This is a genomic window from Nocardia huaxiensis, assembly GCF_013744875.1.
Lineage (GTDB): Bacteria > Actinomycetota > Actinomycetes > Mycobacteriales > Mycobacteriaceae > Nocardia > Nocardia huaxiensis.
The window spans coordinates 187,706-205,817 of the sequence record NZ_CP059399.1 but is presented as its reverse complement, the minus strand read 5'-3'; the positions used below and the strand labels follow the sequence as shown (position 1 = coordinate 205,817).

At 67.4% G+C, this 18,112-nt stretch carries 14 protein-coding genes; 5 read left to right on the top strand and 9 right to left on the bottom strand.

Annotated elements, in window-relative coordinates:
- Nucleotides 1-8: 8 nt before the first annotated feature.
- The gene (locus H0264_RS00930; RefSeq protein WP_181582199.1) at nt 9-2,789 is read left to right on the top strand and encodes an FAD-binding and (Fe-S)-binding domain-containing protein; all 2,781 of its coding nucleotides are present in this window, start codon (nt 9-11) and stop codon (nt 2,787-2,789) included.
- A gap of 81 nt (nt 2,790-2,870) precedes the next feature.
- Nucleotides 2,871-3,794, top strand: a complete 924-nt coding sequence (locus H0264_RS00925; protein WP_181585197.1) for a DNA-3-methyladenine glycosylase family protein — start codon at nt 2,871-2,873, stop codon at nt 3,792-3,794.
- On the opposite strand, the gene H0264_RS00920 is transcribed toward H0264_RS00925, so the two are convergent.
- From H0264_RS00920 to H0264_RS00910, 3 genes are read right to left on the bottom strand one after another with little or no spacing between them, the layout of a single operon-like run.
- Nucleotides 3,795-5,069 carry an ABC transporter substrate-binding protein gene (locus tag H0264_RS00920; protein ID WP_181585196.1) on the bottom strand — a complete coding sequence of 425 codons (1,275 nt, stop codon included), beginning with the start codon at nt 5,067-5,069 and terminating at the stop codon, nt 3,795-3,797. It lies immediately after the preceding gene.
- Between the two features lie 2 nt (nt 5,070-5,071).
- A complete protein-coding gene (locus H0264_RS00915) occupies nt 5,072-5,893 on the bottom strand; it encodes a carbohydrate ABC transporter permease (protein WP_244976080.1) in 822 nt (273 codons plus the stop codon).
- A 1-nt stretch (nt 5,894) separates the two neighbouring features.
- On the bottom strand, nt 5,895-6,761 hold the full coding sequence (locus tag H0264_RS00910) for a carbohydrate ABC transporter permease (RefSeq protein ID WP_181582197.1): 867 nt from the start codon (nt 6,759-6,761) through the stop codon (nt 5,895-5,897).
- Between the two features lie 758 nt (nt 6,762-7,519).
- On the opposite strand from H0264_RS00910, the gene H0264_RS00905 reads away from it, so the two are divergent.
- Together H0264_RS00905 and H0264_RS00900 are read left to right on the top strand one after the other, a co-directional pair.
- A complete protein-coding gene (locus H0264_RS00905) occupies nt 7,520-8,431 on the top strand; it encodes a helix-turn-helix domain-containing protein (protein ID WP_476703693.1) in 912 nt (303 codons plus the stop codon).
- Nucleotides 8,428-8,631, top strand: a complete 204-nt coding sequence (locus tag H0264_RS00900) for a DUF397 domain-containing protein (protein WP_181582195.1) — start codon at nt 8,428-8,430, stop codon at nt 8,629-8,631. The genes H0264_RS00905 and H0264_RS00900 overlap by 4 nt, the downstream gene beginning before the upstream one ends.
- A 415-nt stretch (nt 8,632-9,046) precedes the next feature.
- Here H0264_RS00900 and H0264_RS00890 read toward each other — a convergent pair whose 3' ends face one another.
- The 3 genes from H0264_RS00890 to H0264_RS00880 are packed head-to-tail and all read right to left on the bottom strand — an operon-like array spanning nt 9,047 to nt 12,646.
- On the bottom strand, nt 9,047-9,793 hold the full coding sequence (locus H0264_RS00890) for a succinate dehydrogenase/fumarate reductase iron-sulfur subunit (protein WP_181582194.1): 747 nt from the start codon (nt 9,791-9,793) through the stop codon (nt 9,047-9,049).
- Nucleotides 9,794-9,795: 2 nt separating this feature from the next.
- Nucleotides 9,796-11,763: a fumarate reductase/succinate dehydrogenase flavoprotein subunit gene (locus H0264_RS00885; RefSeq protein ID WP_181582193.1), complete on the bottom strand. Its 1,968-nt coding sequence runs from the start codon at nt 11,761-11,763 to the stop codon at nt 9,796-9,798.
- A 49-nt stretch (nt 11,764-11,812) separates the two neighbouring features.
- Nucleotides 11,813-12,646, bottom strand: a complete 834-nt coding sequence (locus H0264_RS00880; RefSeq protein ID WP_181582192.1) for a hypothetical protein — start codon at nt 12,644-12,646, stop codon at nt 11,813-11,815.
- Between the two features lie 358 nt (nt 12,647-13,004).
- On the opposite strand from H0264_RS00880, the gene H0264_RS00875 reads away from it, so the two are divergent.
- The gene (locus H0264_RS00875; protein WP_181582191.1) at nt 13,005-14,186 is read left to right on the top strand and encodes a thiolase family protein; all 1,182 of its coding nucleotides are present in this window, start codon (nt 13,005-13,007) and stop codon (nt 14,184-14,186) included.
- Between the two features lie 123 nt (nt 14,187-14,309).
- Here H0264_RS00875 and H0264_RS00870 read toward each other — a convergent pair whose 3' ends face one another.
- The 3 genes from H0264_RS00870 to H0264_RS00860 all read right to left on the bottom strand — a co-directional run bounded on the left by H0264_RS00870 (nt 14,310) and on the right by H0264_RS00860 (nt 18,015).
- Nucleotides 14,310-14,597 (bottom strand): hypothetical protein, encoded by a 288-nt coding sequence (locus H0264_RS00870; protein ID WP_181582190.1) that lies wholly within the window; start codon nt 14,595-14,597, stop codon nt 14,310-14,312.
- Nucleotides 14,598-14,753: 156 nt separating this feature from the next.
- Entirely contained in the window at nt 14,754-15,728 is a 975-nt protein-coding gene (locus tag H0264_RS00865; RefSeq protein ID WP_181582189.1) for an alpha/beta fold hydrolase, read from the bottom strand.
- Between the two features lie 331 nt (nt 15,729-16,059).
- Nucleotides 16,060-18,015 carry an acyl-CoA dehydrogenase family protein gene (locus H0264_RS00860; RefSeq protein WP_181582188.1) on the bottom strand — a complete coding sequence of 652 codons (1,956 nt, stop codon included), beginning with the start codon at nt 18,013-18,015 and terminating at the stop codon, nt 16,060-16,062.
- Between the last annotated feature and the right edge of the window lie 97 nt (nt 18,016-18,112).

Genomic DNA, 18,112 nt, shown 5'->3' with positions numbered 1-18,112 from the left:
GTTGGGGGATGCGCGGATCATGGGAGCGGGCCTTGCGCGCTGCGGTCGACGGGGAGGTCGATACCGATGCGCGCCGGCGGGCCGAGTACGCCTCGGACGCCTCGAACTATCGGGTGCTGCCGGCGGCCGTGGTGTTTCCGCGCACCGCGGGCGATGTGGCGGCGGCGCTCGGGATCGCGCGGGGCGAGGGGCTCGCGGTGACCGCGCGCGGGGCGGGAACCTCGGTGGCGGGCAATGCCATTGGGCCCGGCCTGGTGCTGGACTTCAGCCGGCACCTGAACGGGATTCCGGAATTGGATCCGGAACGGCGGATCGCGCGCGTGCAGCCCGGTGTCGTGCTCGGTGCGCTCCAGCGGGAGGCCGCGCGGCACGGACTGCGCTTCGGGCCCGATCCTTCGACGCAGAACCGGTGCACGCTGGGCGGGATGATCGGCAACAATGCCTGCGGGCCGCGCGCCGTCGCCTGGGGACGAACCTCGGATACGGTGCGTGAACTGCTGATTCTCGACGGCAGCGGGGTCGAGCGTCGGCTACGTGAGGACCTGGCGGAAATTCCGGGGCTGGCCGAGTTCACCCGCGCGAATCTGGCGGTGATCCGCACCGAGCTGGGGCGCTTCGAACGCCAGGCGTCCGGGTACGCGCTGGAACATCTACTGCCGGAACGGGGTTCGTCGCTCGCGAAGGCGTTCGTCGGCACCGAGGGCACCTGCGGGCTGCTGCTGGAGGCGACGGTCGATCTGGTGCCGGTGCCCGCCGCCACCGTGCTCGTGGTGCTCGGTTACGCCGACATGCCCACGGCCGCAGACGATATCAAGGCGGTGACGGCCGCCCACCCGATCGCCGTCGAGGGCATGGATGCCCGGCTGGTCGATGTCGTGCGATCGCATCGCGGCGCCGTCCCGGAGCTGCCGCGCGGCGGCGGCTGGCTGCTGGTGGAGATCGCGGGCGAGACGGCCGAGCAGGCGCGGGAGGTCGCCGAGTTCCTCGCGTCGTCGGCCACCGCGCTGGATTCCCGCGTGGTGACGAACAAGGCTGAGGCCCAAGCACTCTGGGGCATACGCGCCGATGGAGCCGGACTCGCCGGTCGCACCCCCGACGGCCATCCCGCCTGGCCCGGCTGGGAGGATGCCGCCGTGCCGCCGGATCGCCTCGGCGCGTATCTGCGCGAATTCGCCGATCTCACCCGTGAGCACGGTGTCGACGGCCTGCTCTACGGTCACTTCGGCGACGGCTGCATCCACGTCCGCCTGGATCTCCCGATAGTGGATGCGCCGCAACGCTTCCGAGCTTTCCTGGAGGACGCGGCCCGCCAGGTGGTGCGCTTCGGCGGCTCCCTCTCCGGCGAGCACGGCGACGGCCGGGCCCGCTCCGAACTCCTCCGCTTCATGTACTCCGAGCAGGCGCTACGGGCCTTCGCCGGCTTCAAATCCCTCTTCGACCCCGACGATGTCCTGAATCCCGGTGTGGCAGTTCACCCGAACCCCATCGACACCGACCTGCGCCTGGCCGGCCTGCGACCGCTGCCGACGGCTGACGGCTTCGCCTTCCCCGCCGACGGCGACCTCGCCACCGCCGTCCACCGCTGCGTGGGCGTCGGCAAATGCCGCGCCGACACCCGCGCCTCCGGCGGCTTCATGTGCCCCTCCTACCTGGCCACCGCCGACGAGAAGGACTCCACCCGCGGCCGCGTCCGAGTCCTCCAGGAGGTGGTCCGCGGCGAATTGGATTGGCGCTCGGACGCGGTCGCCGAATCCCTCGACCTGTGCCTGTCCTGCAAGGCGTGCGGTTCGGACTGCCCTGCGGGCGTGGACATGGCCACCTACAAATCCGAAACTCTGCACCGCCGCTTCCGAGGCCGAATCCGCCCGCTGGACCACTACTCCCTCGGCCGCCTCCCGCAGTGGCTGAGCGCCGCCACCCGCGCCCCTCGCATGTCGAACCGCCTCGCCGCGTTCGGACCGCTGCGGCGAATCGGATTGCGCGCAGGCGGCATGGACCCGCGCCGTCCCGTCCCGCCGCTGGCCTCCCGAAGCTTCCGCCGGATCTGGCGGGACCACGATTCCGGTGCGGGCTTCAGCCAGACGCGGAATCCTCCGGTGCTGCTGTGGCTCGACACCTTCACCGATGCGTTCGATCCGGAAATTGCCTCTGCCGCAGTGCAATTGATCGAAAGCACCGGCTGCCCGGTCGAGCTGCCCGACCGGCGCGTGTGTTGCGCGCTCACCTGGATCACGACCGGCCAGCTCGACGGCGCGCGAAAACGCCTGCGCGCCACCGTCGATGCTCTCGCCGAGCATGTCGGCGCGGGCGGGCTGGTGGTCGGCATGGAGCCGTCCTGCACGGCCGCGCTCCGCGAAGACCTGCCCCGCCTGCTCTCGGACGATCCGCGTGCCGCCGAGGTGGCCCGAGCGGTCCGCACCCTCGCCGAGTTCCTGGCAACCCAGCCCGGCTGGCAGCCGCCCGACCGCACCGGAACCACGGTGCTGGTGCAGCCGCACTGTCATCAGCACGCGGTCCTCGGATTCGCCGCGGACCGGCGCATTCTGGAGCGCACCGGTGCGACGATCACCGAACTCTCCGGCTGCTGCGGCTTGGCCGGGAACTTCGGCATGCAGCGCGGCCATTACGAAACCTCGGTGGCGGTGGCGGAAACGTCCCTGCTCCCGGCCTTGCGCGCGGCTCCCCCGGACGCGGTTCTGCTGGCCGACGGATTCTCCTGCCGCACCCAGGCCGACCAGCTGGCCGGTCGCACCTTCCGCCACCTGGCCCAGTTCCTCCTCGATCCGTAGGCTCCTGTGCGCCGAGTCACCTCCCGTGTGGGTTCCGGCCGCGCCGGGGAGCCCGTCGAGGAGAATGGCGCGGTGACTTCCGTGCCGACCGCTTCCGCTCGTGTGCGGATCGTGCGGTCGGAGCGGCCGATCGATCTCGCCGCGACCGTCGAGCCGCTGCGACGCGGGTATGGGGATCCGTGTCATAGGGAGACGCCGGACGGCGGGCACTGGCATGCGTCGCGGATGCCGAGCGGGGTGGTGACCTATCGGCTGAAGCAGGTCGATCGGTGTGCGGTGGAGGCGAAGGCGTGGGGGCCGGGGGCGGAGGAGTTTCTCGAAGGGCTCGAATCCATGCTGTGCCTCGACGAGGATCTCGGCGATTTCCTGCCGGAGCATCCGAAGGTGGTGGAGGCGCATCGGCTGAATCCGGGATTGCGGATGCTGCGGACCGGGCTGGTGTTCGAGGCGCTGGTGCCCGCTGTGCTGGAGCAGAAGGTGCATACGAAGACGGCGCATGCCTCGTGGCGGAAGCTGGTGTGGAAGTACGGGACTCCCGCGCCGGGGCCCGCGCCCGACGGGTTGCGGGTGATGCCGGACGCGGAGACGTGGCGGCATATTCCGTCGTGGGTGTGGCATCGGGCGAATGTGGAGCCGCAGCGGTCCCGGACGATCGTGCTGGCGGCGCGGGTGGCGCCGAAGCTGGAGCAGGCGGCGGGGTTCAGCCGGGAGGAGGCCGAGCGGCGGGTGCGGACGGTGCCGGGGATCGGGGTGTGGACGGCGGCCGAGATCGCGCAGCGGGCGTTCGGGGATTCGGATGCGTTGTCGGTGGGGGATTTTCATCTCGCGTCGATCGTCGGGTGGACGCTGCTGGGGCGGCCCATCGATGATGACGCGATGGTGGAATACCTGGAACCGCTGCGGCCGCACCGGTATCGGGCCGTGCGACTGCTCGGCCTGGCGGGGTTCGCGCACAAGCCGAAGTTCGGGCCGCGCACGCCGTACACCGATCACAGCCGGATCTGATCACTGCTGGTCGATTGCCTTGTCGCCCACGGCTTGTGCCCGATCCAGGGCATCGGTGACGGGAATGCGGCCGAGGAACATTTCGTCGAAGACGGGGAAGATGGCCTGGATCGCGGCCTGGAATCCGGCGCCGCCGCCCGCCGAGATCTGTTCGCCGCGCAGCACATCGAAGAAGGGTGACACGTCGATGCCGCGCTGCGCCCAGTAGTCGCGGTAGAGCTGCTGTTCGGAGACGACCGCCGGAATGGTGTTGCCGTCCATCGCGAGATAGCGGTTGCCCTGGGCGCTGCCGAGCCAAGCCAGGACCCGCCGCACCGCCTCGGGATGCGCGGTGGCGGTATTGCCGGACAGGCCGATGGCATTGTTGGCGCTCACCCGCCCGGCGGGGCCGGCCGGAATCAGGGCCACGCCCCAGCGGAAGCCGGCGCTCTGCTGCACCGTCGCGAGGTTGAAGGTGCCGGATTGGAACAGCGGCATACGGCCTTGCAGGAAGGCGTTTTTCGCGAAGTCGCTGGAATTGTTGGTGTCGGCGGCCGACGGTGAGAGCCCGTCGGCGATCAGACGGGTGAGGTAGCCGAAGGCGTCGCGGCCCTGCTCGCTCGCGAAGGCGAACCGTCCGTCCTGCTGGAACCGTCCACCCGCCGAGCCGAGGTAGGGCAGCAGAATGGACTGAAAGTCGTTGGCGGCGTTGTACGGCCACGGCGCGACGCCGCTCAGCTGGCGCAGCAGCGGCCGGAAGGTGTCGATGCCTTCCTCGCTGCTCCAGCGCAGCCCGGCCAACGTGCCCGGATCGACTCCGGCCCGCTCCAGCAGATCCCGGTTGTAGTAGAGCGCGGTCCCGCCGTCCACGAATTGCGGTACCGCCCAGAGGGTTCCATTACGGGTGAACTGGGTGACCGCCGCCGGATCCCACGCCCGCGCCGCGTCGCCACCGAGTGCCGCACCGATATCCATCAGATGCCCGCTGTCGGCGTAGTCCTCGTACAGGCTGGTCCAGAACAGGTCGTCGGCGATCCCGCCCGCCACATCCAGGCGCAGTTTCTGCGCGTAGGAAGCCCACGGCACCAGCGTGATTCGCACTTCGACGTCGGGATTGGCGCGCTGGAACTCATCCAGCGAGTCCCGGTAGGCGGGTACGAAGCTCTGATCCCAGATGCGCAGCCGCACCACGGTCCGCCCACCGTCCCCGGTGTCGCGCCCCAGCCACAGGGCCGCTCCGACGAGCAGTGCGAGCGCCACCAGCACCCCGAGCACGGCCCGCGTCGAATCCTTGATCCTCATTTGAGCCCCGTCCACGCGATGGAGCGCAGCACCTGCCGCTGGAAGACCACGAACACCACCACCAGGGGCACGATGGCGAGGGTGGTCGCGGCCATGACGAGCGTCCACTGTGCGTTGTACCGGGTCTGCATAGTGGCGGTCGCCACGGTCAGCACCTGCCATTTCGGCCCGCTGGCCGCGACCAGCGGCCACATGAAGCTGTTCCATTGCGTGACAACGGTGATCACCGTCAGCGTGGCCAGGATCGGCCGGCTCATGGGCACCACCACGTGCACCAGAATGTCGAGGGTGTTGGCTCCGTCCATCCGCGCGGAGTCGACGATCTCCCCCGGGATGGAGCGAAAGTATTGCCGCAGCAGGAATATGGCGTACGGCGACCCGAACACGAACGGCAGCACCAGCGCCCAGAAGGTATTGAGCCAGCCCGCCTTCGCGAACATCAGATACAGCGGAATCAGCGTGACCGCGGGCGGCACCATCATGGTGCCGAGATACACCCAGAACAGCGCCTCTCGCCCGGGAAATTCGGTGCGCGCGAACGCATATGCCGCGAGAATCGAGGTGAGCAGCTGCCCGCAGGTGATGAACACCGTCATGAGCGCGGTGACCACCACGGCCCGCCCCAGCCCCTGCCCGAGCACGGTCGCGAAATTGTCGCCTGTCACCGGATGCGGTGGCGCCAAAGCGGATTCACCCGCGAACTGCCCCGGCGTCTTCAATGCCGTGACCGCACTCAACACCAGCGGCGCGACCGTCAGCAGCGCCCCCGCCACCAGAATCAGATACGCGACGACGGACCGCCCCATCCCCCCGCGCATTTCAGTATTCATAGCTGGTCCGATCCCGGAAATACCGATACTGCGCCACCGTGATCACGAACATGATCGCGAACACCACCACCGCCATGACCGCCGCCCGCCCCGGCTGCGCCGCCTCGAACGCCTCCGAATACATCCGCATGGCAACGACATCCGTCCGATGCTCCGGCCCGCCCCGCGTCAGCGCGTACACGGTGTCGAATGTCTGAAAGACCGTCAGCACGCCCGTGACCAGCACGAAGAACATGGTCGGCCGCAGCAGCGGAAGGACCAGCCACCGCGTTCGCCGCCACCCCGTGGCCCCGTCCAACGCCCCCGCATCAAGTATTTCGCCCGGAATCGCCCGAATCCCCGCGACAAAGAACAGCGCCACATACCCGACGTTCATCCACACCAGCACCGCCACCACCGCAGGCAGCGCCAGCCCCGGCGAACTGAGCCACTCGACCCGCCGCCCCAGCACCGCATTCAACGCCCCATCACTGGGCGCGAAGATCCACTGCCACACCACCCCCACCGCCACCGGCGCACACATCCACGGCAGCGCGTACACCACCCGCAGCACCGTCCCACCCCGCCCGCGCCGCGCCAGCAGCGCCGCGACCGCGAACCCCAGCGCTGTCTGAATCGGCACCACCAGCGCCGTCAGCCCCAGCGTCACCACCAGTGAATGCCCGAACTCCCCATCCGACAGCACCGACCGCCAATTGCTCGATCCGGTGAATTCCACGGGCCCCAGCAGATTCCAACTGTGCACGCTCAGCCACAGCACGATCGCGATGGGCAGGAGCAGGAAGCCGCCGACACCGACGAGGCTGGGCAGCAGCAGGGCATAACTGGCCGCGGCGCGGCGAACCCTCCGGTTCATGAAATGCGACGCTACCGGCACTCTGATGCAACTCGGCGCATCGACATCGCGGCGTGCGGATGATTCCCGGGTGCGGTTCGACCCGGCCGCCGTCTGTGGAGCGGACGGGCCGAACCGCGCTGCGGCACGCGTCGGGACGAGTTCGCGGGCGGCGGACCGCCCTGATCGCACCACCCGGAGGGAGGTGGTGCGATGTCGAACACGCTGTGCGGCAGCGGTATACCGGCGAGGGGCCTTCCCCGGCTCGCCCCCGGCCGTTTCTCGTCAGGGCAGGGCGCGCTCGTCGAGTACGCACCGGCCCGATTCCACCAGTGTGGTCCGCGCGCGGCGTCGCACCGAACATGTCTCCACCGTGCAATCGAGGTGCAATTGCATTGCGGCATGGGCTTGTTCGGCTGACAGCATGCCTGGATCGTTGCGACACTGCAGCAAACCGGCCACGTGCATGTTCAGTGAAGTCAGTTGCATCTCAACGCCTCCCACGAGATTCCTGAAGTGCCCGGAGGATTTCAGGAAAGGAAAGGGGCCTAGCAACACCTCTCCGGGCACACATCCAGCACACCACGGGCAGACGCCCGGCGGGCGAAAATCGACGATGAGAACGCAAAATTGCGCGAATCCCCAGCAGCGAATCCGCCTGGGGGAGCAGGATTATCCAGAGTGGACGAACACCCCTGCTGATGAAGTGTGTACCGAAGTGTGTGTCCGGGCGGGAGCCGGTGGATCGCAGCGTAGCGCACCGTTGCCGGCGATCGTCCGTGCCGCGACCGAGAACGGAGCGCGCTGTGTCCGAAGTCCCCGGGTCTACCCTGCCTCGCCGCCAGCTGGGGCGCTATTTGCGCGACTGGCGCATACAGGCAGGGTTGACCATTGCGGAGGCCGCCAAACTCATGGAATGGGGAGCCAGCACCCTACAGCGGCTCGAGAAGGGCAATGCCGACCGCATCCGCACCATCGACATCCAGGAACTGTGCCGCATTTACGGCATACCGGGCGAAATCGCCGACGGGCTCAAGGGTTTGGCGCAGCAGGCCGCCGTCAAGAGCTGGTGGCATTCCTACGGCGACCTCATTCCGGAGAACTTCGACGTCTACGTCGGGCTCGAGGCATCCGCGCAGCAGTTGTCCTGCTACCAGAACGAACTCGTGCCCGGACTGCTGCAGACGCCCGACTACGCCAGGGCCCTGAACCGCCTCGGATATCCGGAAGACGGTCCGGCGGAACTGAATCGGCGCGTTCAGCTGCGGCTGCAGCGGCAGGCGCTGATCACCCGCCGCACTCGCCCGGCATCCGTGGCCATGGTGCTCGACGAATCGGTATTGCGCCGCTCGGTGGGAGGTGCAAGGGTGATGGCGGCGCAGGTGCGGCACCTGGCGGAGCTCAGCACCCGACCCAATGTCGCGCTGCGCATCTTGCCCTTCGAAGCCGGTGTCCCGCTGGGACTTTCGACCGGCCCGTTCGTGATCCTCGAGTTCGGCACCGACGGCAAAGGGCAGCCGGTGGAACCTCCCGTGGTGTATGTGGAGGGCTTCACGGGAGATCTGTATCTCGAAAGACAGGGCGATGTTCAGCGCTATCGCCAGGCGCAGGAGAGTCTGGAACGCTGCGCGCTGGACGTCCAGGACAGCAGAATCCTGCTGCGGCAGGTAGCGAAAGGGTACTCAGCATGAGCATGGATCTGGCCGGAGCCGCGTGGTTCAAGAGCAGCCGCAGCGGCGCCGGCAAGGAGTGCGTGGAGGTGGCGTTCCTGCCCGCGGGGCACGTGGGCGTACGGGACAGCAAGAATCCCACCGGGCCCGCACTCGTATTCGATGCCCGCGAATGGGATTCATTCACAACAGGTATCGAGAGCGGCGTATTCGAACGCTGAGCGCGAATGGCGCGGCGAACCTTGCGCCGCGCCACCCTCCTGCTGGAGGTCCATCGTGAGAGATCACGACTCGGTAGCTGTTTCGCAACGAAAACATGTTTGCCCCGGCTAAGCATGGGTAACCAAGAATATGTGGACCGAGGACTCAGGAATTATCGTCCCCGGTACCGGAAATTGGGTCCCGACGACTGGGTGGAACGGCTGATCGTAGGGATGCTCTTCGCGGTATCGGCGATGGGCGTGTACGTACTCACCGGAGCATTTCTTCCGGCACTGGCCGTGGGTGTGCTGGTCGGTGCCGTGGCGCTCGGCGTGGTCGCCATCCTATGACCTGAGGCTTCCGCCTCCGAACGGTTCGGGGGTTTACGGGGGCATCCCCCGTAAACCCCCTGATGGTTGGAGGGTCGGTCGCGCCCTAGCGGCGGAAAAGCTTGTTACCCAACCAAACCAGCGGGTCGTACTTGCGGTCCACGACCCGCTCCTTCAATGGGATCAGCGCATTGTCGGTGATCTTGATGTGCTCGGGGCAGACCTCGGTGCAGCATTTGGTGATATTGCACATCCCCAAACCCGCTTCGCCCTGGGCGAGTTCGCGCCGGTCCGCCACATCCAGCGGATGCATTTCCAGCTCGGCAATACGCATCAGGTATCGCGGACCCGCAAAGGACTCCTTGTTCTCCTCGTGATCGCGCACCACGTGGCAGGTGTTCTGACACAGGAAGCATTCGATGCACTTGCGGAATTCCTGCGACCGTTCCACATCCGCCTGCTGCATCCGGTAGTCGCCCGGCTTCAGGTCCATCGGCGGGGTGAAGGACGGGATCTCGCGCGCCTTTTCGTAGTTGAAAGACACATCCGTGACCAGGTCCCGGATTACCGGGAAGGTGCGCAGCGGCGTCACCGTCACGACCTCGTCCTCGGTGAAGGTGGACATGCGCGTCATGCACAGCAGCCGCGGCCGCCCGTTCACCTCCGCCGAGCAGGAACCGCACTTGCCCGCCTTGCAGTTCCAGCGCACCGCCAGATCCGGCGCCTGGGTGGCCTGCAGCCGGTGGATGATGTCGAGCACCACCTCGCCCTCGTTCACCTCCACGGTGAAGTCGTGCAGGCCGCCGCCGTCGAGATCACCGCGCCACACCTTGAATTTGGCTTCGTAGCCCATGGCTAGGACTCCCCTTCGATGTCGGCGGAGCCGCTCGGCGGGACGACGGTGCGCTCGCCCTCACCCCGCAGTGGTTCGAGTTCGGCAGGGCCGTAATACTTTTCGAGTTCCGCGAGGTCGAACAACCGGAGCAGGTCGGCCCGCATGGGCGGCTGCTGCTCCGGGGTCACCGTCACCGACGGCACCGAGAAGCCGATCTCGTCCTGATCGATCCGGCACACCAGCAGCTTGTTGCGCCACGCGGAGTCCATCTTGGGGTGATCATCGCGGGTGTGGCCGCCCCGGCTCTCGGTGCGCTGCATGGCCGCCTGCGCCACGCATTCGCTGATGAGCAGCATGTTCCGCAGATCCAGTGCGAGATGCCAGCCCGGATTGAACTGCCGGTGTCCCTCCACCTGGACGTGGTCGTAGCGCTCGCGCAGTTCGGCCAGCTTCTCGATGGCCTGCTTCAGCTCGTGTTCCTTGCGGATGATGCCGACCAGATCGTTCATGGTCTGCTGCAGATCCATGTGCAGCGTGTACGGATTCTCCGCGGGTCCGTCCGACGGCGGATCGAATGCCGCCACAGCACTTTTCGCGGCCGCCGCCAGATCGGTGTCGGAGATCTTGGGCCGGCCCGGCAGCTGCTCCACATAGGTGGCCGCGCCCAGTCCGGCGCGACGGCCGAACACCAGCAGGTCCGACAGCGAGTTACCGCCGAGCCGGTTGGAGCCGTGCATACCGCCGGAACACTCACCGGCGGCGAACAATCCGGGCACCGTGGCCGCCCCGGTATCCGGATCCACCTCGATGCCGCCCATGACGTAGTGGCAGGTGGGCCCGACCTCCATGGGCTCCTTGGTGATGTCCACATCCGCCAGCTCCTTGAACTGGTGATGCATGGACGGCAGCCGCTTCACGATCTCCGCGGCCGGCAGGCGCGAGGCGATATCCAGGTAGACGCCGCCGTGCGGGGTGCCGCGACCCGCCTTCACCTCCTCGTTGATGGCGCGTGCGACCTCGTCACGCGGCAGCAGATCCGGTGTGCGCCTTGCGGAGTCGTTGTCCTTCAGCCACTGGTCCGCCTCTTCGATGCTCTCGGCGTACTGCCCCTTGAACACGGCGGGGATGTAGTTGAACATGAACCGCTCGCCGTCGGTGTTCTTGAGCACGCCGCCGTCGCCGCGCACGCCCTCGGTGACGAGGATGCCCTTCACACTGGGCGGCCAGACCATGCCGGTCGGATGGAACTGCAGGAATTCCATATTGATCAGCGTGGCTCCGGCGCGCAGCGCCAGCGCGTGCCCGTCCCCGGTGTACTCCCAGGAGTTGGACGTGACCTTGTAGGACTTGCCGATTCCGCCCGTGGCCAGCACCACCGCCGGGGTCTCGAAGAGGATGAACCGCCCCGACTCCCGCCAGTACCCGAACGCGCCGGAGATCTTGTCCCCGTCCTTGAGCAGTTCGGTGATGGTGCATTCGGCGAACACCTTGATGCGCGCCTCGTAGTCACCGGTGGCGGCGAAGTCCTCCTGCTGCAGCGAGACGATCTTCTGCTGCATGGTGCGGATGATCTCGAGCCCGGTGCGGTCGCCGACATGCGCGAGCCGCGGGTAGGTGTGGCCGCCGAAGTTGCGCTGGCTGATCCGGCCGTCCTTGGTCCGATCGAACAGCGCCCCATAGGTTTCCAGCTCCCACACCCGGTCGGGAGCCTCCTGCGCGTGCAGTTCGGCCATGCGCCAGTTGTTGAGGAACTTGCCTCCGCGCATGGTGTCCTTGAAATGGGTCTCCCAATTGTCCTTCTCATTGGCATTACCCATGGCGGCCGCGCAGCCGCCCTCCGCCATGACGGTGTGCGCCTTGCCGAACAGGGACTTGCACACCACCGCCACCGACAGCCCGTGTTCGCGGGCCTCGATGACCGCACGCAGGCCGGCGCCACCGGCACCGATCACGACCACGTCGTACTTGTGCCGCTCGACTTCAGGCATGGAACCGAATACTCCTGACAGACAGTGGTTTTGGAGCCACGGGGATGGGTCAGCCGATGATGCGCAGGTCGCTGATCTTGTCGGCCGCGACCAGTGCGATGTACAGATCGGTGAGGATGAGGGTGCCGAGCGTGGTCCACGCCAGCTGCATGTGGCGGGTGTTCAGCTTCGACACCACGGTCCAGAACCGGTAGCGCACCGGGTGCTGCGAGAAGTGCTTGAGCCGCCCGCCCGCGATGTGCCGGCAGGAGTGGCACGACAGCGTGTACGCCCACAGCAGCGTCGCGTTGACGGTGATGATCAGCGAGCCCAGGCCGATGCCGAAGCCCCCGTCCGCCCCGTGGAAGGAGATGGCCGCGTCATAGGTGTTGATCACCGCGATGAGGGCGGCGGCATAGAAGAAGTACCGGTGCGCGTTCTGAATGATCAGCGGAAGTCGCGTCTCTCCGGTGTATTTCGCGTGCGGCTCGGCCACCGCGCAGGCCGGCGGCGACATCCACACCGACCGGTAGTAGGCCTTGCGGTAGTAGTAGCAGGTGAGCCGGAACAGCAGCAGGAACGGCAGCACCAGGAAGCCGAGCGGAATCCAGCTGGGCAGCTTGGGAATCGGCGTGCCGAAGTGGCTGGAGCCGGGGACGCACGCGTCGCTGAGACACGGCGAGTAGAACGGCGTCAGGTAGTGGTATTCCTCCACCCAATACCAGTTGTTCTGAAAGGATCTCACGGTCGCATAGATCACGAACACGCTCAGGCCGAGCACCGTGATGAGCGGTGGCACCCACCACCGATCGGTGCGCAGCGTCTTGGCCGCGATAGCGGCGCGGCTCCTGCTGAAAACCCCTGCGGCACCCGATTCGGGAGCCTTGGACGGTGCGGCGCTCACTGCTGCCTGCCTCGCTGCTCTACTCCGTGGTACGTCATCGTTACCTCCGGCATCGAATGTGATGGTGAGCACCTTACGACAGGGCTGCTATCGCTCGAGCCGCGTACGGCCATTTCGCGAACCCGTGATTTGCGCCACATTTCCCGGCCGCCTCGGTGAGTCGTTTGCTTGGTGAACGAACGGCAACTTCACGAACCCGGCGGCCCCGCAGGGCGATTCGCGAACCGCAGCTCCGAAGCGGGCGAATGCGGCAATTCTTGGCTTCATCCACGTCATACGGCAGCAACAACCCTGTGGTGCCCTGTCATCGGAGCTGTACATCCCGCACGGGAACCGGAGCTGAGAGAGGGTGCCGGTGATGAGAAGAGCCGCGATTGTGATGCCGATGCGCACACCGGTCGGTTTGCCAGGTGGTGCCCTGGCGGCGGTCGCTCCGCACCGGCTGATCGCCACCGCACTGTCCGCCGCCATCGGCCGCAGCGGCCTGGACCCCGCGCGCGTCGACCACGTCGTGTCCGCCGTGGACGGCTCCGCCGCCGTGTCCGCCGCGCTGCCCCTGGCCGGACTCTCGCCCGCCGTCAGTGAATTCGCGATCGGTCCCGGACCGGGCAGCGGTCTGCGCGCCCTCGTCACCGCCGCCATGATGGTGCAGACCGGCGCGGCCGACGTGGTCGCGGTGGTCGGGGCCGGCACCGAAATCGCTTCGGAGCAGCCGGAATTCGCGGGCCAGGAAGCGCTCGCGCGGCGTTACGACATCACCCGCGCCGACGCCGACGCCTTGGCCGCTTCCAGTCACCGCCGGACCGCCCGCGCCTACCGGCAGGGCATCTTCGGCGCCGAAACCGCCCCGGTGGTGGTCAATCTCGATCCCGGTGACCCGAATTCGGCTGTGCGGCAACTGGTGGACCACGACGAGACCCTGCGCGACGACGTCTCCACCCGTGGTTTCGCCGTGCTCGAACCGCTCGCGCCCGAGGGCATCGGCACCGCCGGCAACAGCAGCGCCCCGACCCTGGCCGCATCCGCCTGCCTGGTCGTCGCCGAGGAACGCCTCGCCGATCTCGGCCTGGAGCCGATGGGCTATCTGCTCGGCTGGACCACCGCCACCGGCAATCCCGGGGTGGCCGTGCCCGCGACCGCCCTGGCCGTGGACAAAGTGCTGTCCCCCGGTGATTTCCGGGTCGGCGATATGGATCTGGTCGAGATCGACGAGACCACCGCCGTGGAAGTGCTTGCCCTGACCCGCTTCTGGGAGTCGGAAGGCACGAAATTCGATGCCGACGAACGATTGAACGTCAATGGCGGGGCCATTGCTCTCGGCGACCCGGGCGGGGCCGCCGGACTGCGCGTGATCACCACGCTGCTGCACGAATTGTCCCGCCGTGCAGGCGGATACGGGCTGGCCACCATGCCCGCGGGTGCGAACCAGGCCCTGGCGGTCCTATTCGAGACGCCGCACTCGGTCCCGATCGCCGCCACCCCGCGCGGCGCCCGCTTCCACGGCGCTCGCCCGCGCCGCTTCGGCCGCCACCGGGCCTAGCCGCACCGCCGTCATCCCGGCGCGTTTTTGGCCGGGATCCACACAGGCGACCGATCAGCCGCAGGTGTGGATCCCGGCCAAAAACATGCCGGGATGACGAATGTCTTTCCGGAGGAAGCTTTCTTACTTGGTGCGGGGCTTGCTGTGGAAGCCCAAGCCCTCGTCCTGGGCGCCCATCCAGGCGGCCTCGTCGGACTTGGAGTCCGGGACGTAGATGGTCTGCTGCTGCTTGCCTGGTGCTTCCGGCGGCGGCGTCTGCTCGAACTCGTCGGCGTCGATGACGAGCCTTTCGAGGTCGTTCTCCAACCGGCGGACCATATTCGCCTCGCCGTAGTGCGAACGCAGAGCGCTGACGCACTGCCGGAGCTGGCCGACCGCGTAGCGGAGTTCCGCAATATCGCTGCGTGTCATCGAAACCTCCTCGAGCCGTGTGACAGACCACACATCGTGATCTACAACACAGTACGTGATCAAGCTGGATACGTCTCGTCCGGAAGGGAAATTCGCAGGTAGATGGATCTGTCTTCAGGTTACTCGCGAGTCTTGTGACCCGCTTCCGACGCACTTCTAGCCGGCGATGGCGTACTCCGGACCGCAGTCGGGATCCCGCCCGTGCAGCCGCGCGAGCGCCCGGTCGACGAGGGTGACGACGGCCGCGGCCACCTCTTCGGCGCGCTCGGCGATGACGCTGTGCCCGGCCCCGTCGAGCCGGACCAGTTCGGCGTCGTCGAGCTGGGAGGCCAGCACCACCGAATGCGCGAACGGGATCACGATGTCGCCGGAACCGTGCAGCACCAGGGCCGGGATCGCGCCCAGCCGGTGCAGCGTCGCCATCTCGTCGAAGCGGATGAGCGAGTCCAGGAACATGGCCATGGTCAGTAGCGAGGTGTCGTTGAGCAGGGTGGTTGCCACCGCCGCCAGGCGCGGGCTCACCTTGCGGGTGCCCTGTTCGACCTCCCGCATGAGCGGCTCGAAGATGCGGTGGCTCAGCCGCTTCGAGGCCGCCATGGCGCGGGGTGCGCGGCGTACCGCCAGTTGCAGCGAGGTCACCGCGGGCGCGCTGAGGAAGCGGCCCAGTCCGACTCGGGTGACGCTGCTGGCGGCGCCGGCAAGCAGGCCCACGCCGATGATGCGGCAGCCGATGGTCTCCGGGAACAGCCGGGCGTAGGCCAGGATCGTCATGGCGCCCATCGAATGCCCGATCAGCACAACGGGTCCGGTGGGTGCGACGGCCCGCAGCACCGCGTCCAGATCCTGGGCCAGGTGGTCGATGGTGTAGGTGGCCGGGTCGCCCGCGCCCGAATCCCCGTGTCCGCGATGGTCGTAGAAGACCAGGTGGAGGTCGTCGCCCCAGTAGCCGACGAGGTGTCCGCGCAGCAGTTCCCAGGATTCGGTGCGCAGGCAGTGGCCGTGCGCGAATACGACGGTGAGAGGGGCGTCGGCAGAACCGAATTCGCGCACCGCGATGGGGACGCCGTCGTCCGCGAGGACGGTGCGGTGTGGCTCGTCGTGGTCGTTCGGTCGGCGCAGAGGCGTGGACATGACGTCCTCCTGGAGAGTCCGCTCTTGCCCGGTTGTCGATGGAATTAGCCCGCGCGTTAACTGCTCACACCTGGCGTTATGCACAAGTTGCGTAACTGCCGCCGGTCAGGCATGTGCGGATCGTCAGCTGGATCTCGGGAAGTCCCGCGAGCCGACTAGATGCCGCTGGATATTTATGACAATGCTGCCGGGTTGGTATTTCTAGATAAATCTAGCAATTACCCTAGAAATAGATAGATAGCGCTGACAACGAGGTCCGCGACGTAAATCTGCCCCTGTCTAGCGCGTGGGCTAGACAGGGGCAGAGTCGGTTATCGGTCCGGCCGCCGCGCTAGGTCGTCACATCCGAGCGCGTCGACGGCAGGAACGGACGCAGCAGGTTCTCCTCGGTCGACGGTCCGAACTGCCAATCCGAGATCCACGGCCCGGTGCCCTCGCTCGGATCGAGGGCGCCCTCCTCCAGGAACTTGTAGCGGCCGTCGAGCAGGCCGCGGGTCAGCTGCGTGTCGTACTCGTCGGTGTTGGCCCACAGGCCGTCGAACAACTGCTCCACCCGCAGGCGCGACTGCCGGCAGAACACCTCGGCCAGTTCCTCGGCGGCAATGCCGTTCGGCCCGCCCTCCACGCGCAGCGCCTGCGCGCGAACGCATGTCGCGGCCATGGCGAACAGTTCCGCGCCGATATCCACGATGCGGCCCAGGAAGCCCTGCTTGTACTCCAGCTTCGCCTGCCAGCGCGCCATGCCGTACATGAGCGCGCGCGCCTGCTTGCGCGACATGCGCTCCACGTAACGCATATGCCGTGCCAGCGGCCCGAATTCGCCGTAGGTGACGGGGGCCGTGCCCGCGCCGACCGTCAACTGCGGGAACCACTTGGCGTAGAAACCGCTGGCGCCGACCGCCGCCTTGGCCTTGTCCTTGAGTTCGGCATTGCGATCCACCAGCGCGCCGGCCGCCGACATGTGCGCGTCGGCCATCTCGCGGGCGATGAGCAGCCGCATGATCTCGCTGGAACCCTCGAAGATGCGGTTGATGCGCAGATCCCGCACCATTTGCTCGGCCCCGACGGCTCTTTCGCCGCGGGCGGCCAGGGAGGCCGCGGTCTCGTAGCCGCGGCCGCCGCGCACCTGCACCAGTTCGTCGGCGATCGCGCAGGCCATCTCGGATGCCCACAGTTTGGCCAGTGCGGCCTCGATGCGGATGTCGTTGCGGTTCTCGTCGCACATGGTGGCGGACAGATCCAGCACCGACTCGAGCGCGAAGGTCGTGGAGGCGATGAACGACAGCTTCGCGCCGACGGCGGCGTGCTCGCCGACCGGACGGCCCCACTGCACGCGGGTGGCGCTCCACTCGCGGCCGATCTTCAGCGACCACTTCGCGGCGGCCGTGCACATCGCCGGAATCGCCAGGCGGCCGGCGTTCAACGTGGTGAGCGCGATCTTCAGGCCGTCCCCTTCGCGGCCCACCAGATTGCGCTTGGGCACGCGCACATTGTGCATGCGGGTGACACCGTTCTCGATGCCGCGCAGGCCCATGAACGAATTGCGGCGTTCCACGGTGATGCCCGGGCTGTCGGCCTCGACGATGAACGCGGAGATGCCGCCGCGATGGCCCTCGCTCTTGGGAATGCGCGCCATGACGACAAGCAGTTCCGCCACAACGCCATTCGTTGTCCACAGCTTCACGCCATTGAGTTCGTAGGCTTCGCCGTCGGGTGTCGGCGTGGCGGTGGAGGCCATGCGCGCCGGGTCCGATCCGACGTCGGGTTCGGTGAGCAGGAACGCGCTCACCGCGCCTTTCGCGCAGCGCGGCAGGAACTCTCGCTTCTGCTCGGCGGTGCCGGCCAGTTTGAGCGGTTCGGGCACGCCGATGGACTGGTGCGCCGAGAGCAGCACGCCGAGGCTGGCGTGCGCGGAGCCGACCAGCATGAGGGCCCGGTTGTACCCGACCTGGGACAGGCCGACGCCACCGTATTCGGGCGGGATCTTCAGGCCGAAGCAGCCGAGATCGGCCAGCCCCTTGACGTATTCGTCGGGGATCCGGCCCTCGGCCTCGATGCGCTGGCCGTCGATGGTCTCGCAGAACGCCCGCAGCTTGGTCAGGTACGCCTCGGTCCTGGCCGCGTCCTCGGCGCCGGGCCGGGGGAACGGATGGATGAGATCCAGCCGGAAGCGGCCGAGGAACATCTCCTTCGCGAAGGATGGTTTGGCCCAGGTGGTTTCGCGGGATTCTTCGACGAGCGCCCGGGCCTGCTCTTCGGTGGCGTCGACTTTCGCTGTGGTCGCCATGGTCTCCTCCTCGGAGGTGATGAGAATCACATCCGAGTGTAGGAGTGTTTGTTACCCATCGGTAGATGCTGGTCAAGATCGAAAAACATTGATAGCC

What these genes read in the sequence shown, in the direction of transcription:
- H0264_RS00860 (WP_181582188.1), bottom strand. Translation starts at nt 18,015, where the DNA reads ATGGCGACCACAGCGAAAGTCGACGCCACCGAAGAGCAGGCCCGGGCG.
- H0264_RS00930 (WP_181582199.1), top strand. Translation starts at nt 9, where the DNA reads ATGCGCGGATCATGGGAGCGGGCCTTGCGCGCTGCGGTCGACGGGGAG.
- H0264_RS00900 (WP_181582195.1), top strand. Translation starts at nt 8,428, where the DNA reads ATGAGCATGGATCTGGCCGGAGCCGCGTGGTTCAAGAGCAGCCGCAGC.
- H0264_RS00885 (WP_181582193.1), bottom strand. Translation starts at nt 11,763, where the DNA reads ATGCCTGAAGTCGAGCGGCACAAGTACGACGTGGTCGTGATCGGTGCC.
- H0264_RS00865 (WP_181582189.1), bottom strand. Translation starts at nt 15,728, where the DNA reads ATGTCCACGCCTCTGCGCCGACCGAACGACCACGACGAGCCACACCGC.
- H0264_RS00910 (WP_181582197.1), bottom strand. Translation starts at nt 6,761, where the DNA reads ATGAACCGGAGGGTTCGCCGCGCCGCGGCCAGTTATGCCCTGCTGCTG.
- H0264_RS00890 (WP_181582194.1), bottom strand. Translation starts at nt 9,793, where the DNA reads ATGGGCTACGAAGCCAAATTCAAGGTGTGGCGCGGTGATCTCGACGGC.
- H0264_RS00870 (WP_181582190.1), bottom strand. Translation starts at nt 14,597, where the DNA reads ATGACACGCAGCGATATTGCGGAACTCCGCTACGCGGTCGGCCAGCTC.
- H0264_RS00875 (WP_181582191.1), top strand. Translation starts at nt 13,005, where the DNA reads ATGAGAAGAGCCGCGATTGTGATGCCGATGCGCACACCGGTCGGTTTG.
- H0264_RS00915 (WP_244976080.1), bottom strand. Translation starts at nt 5,893, where the DNA reads ATGCGCGGGGGGATGGGGCGGTCCGTCGTCGCGTATCTGATTCTGGTG.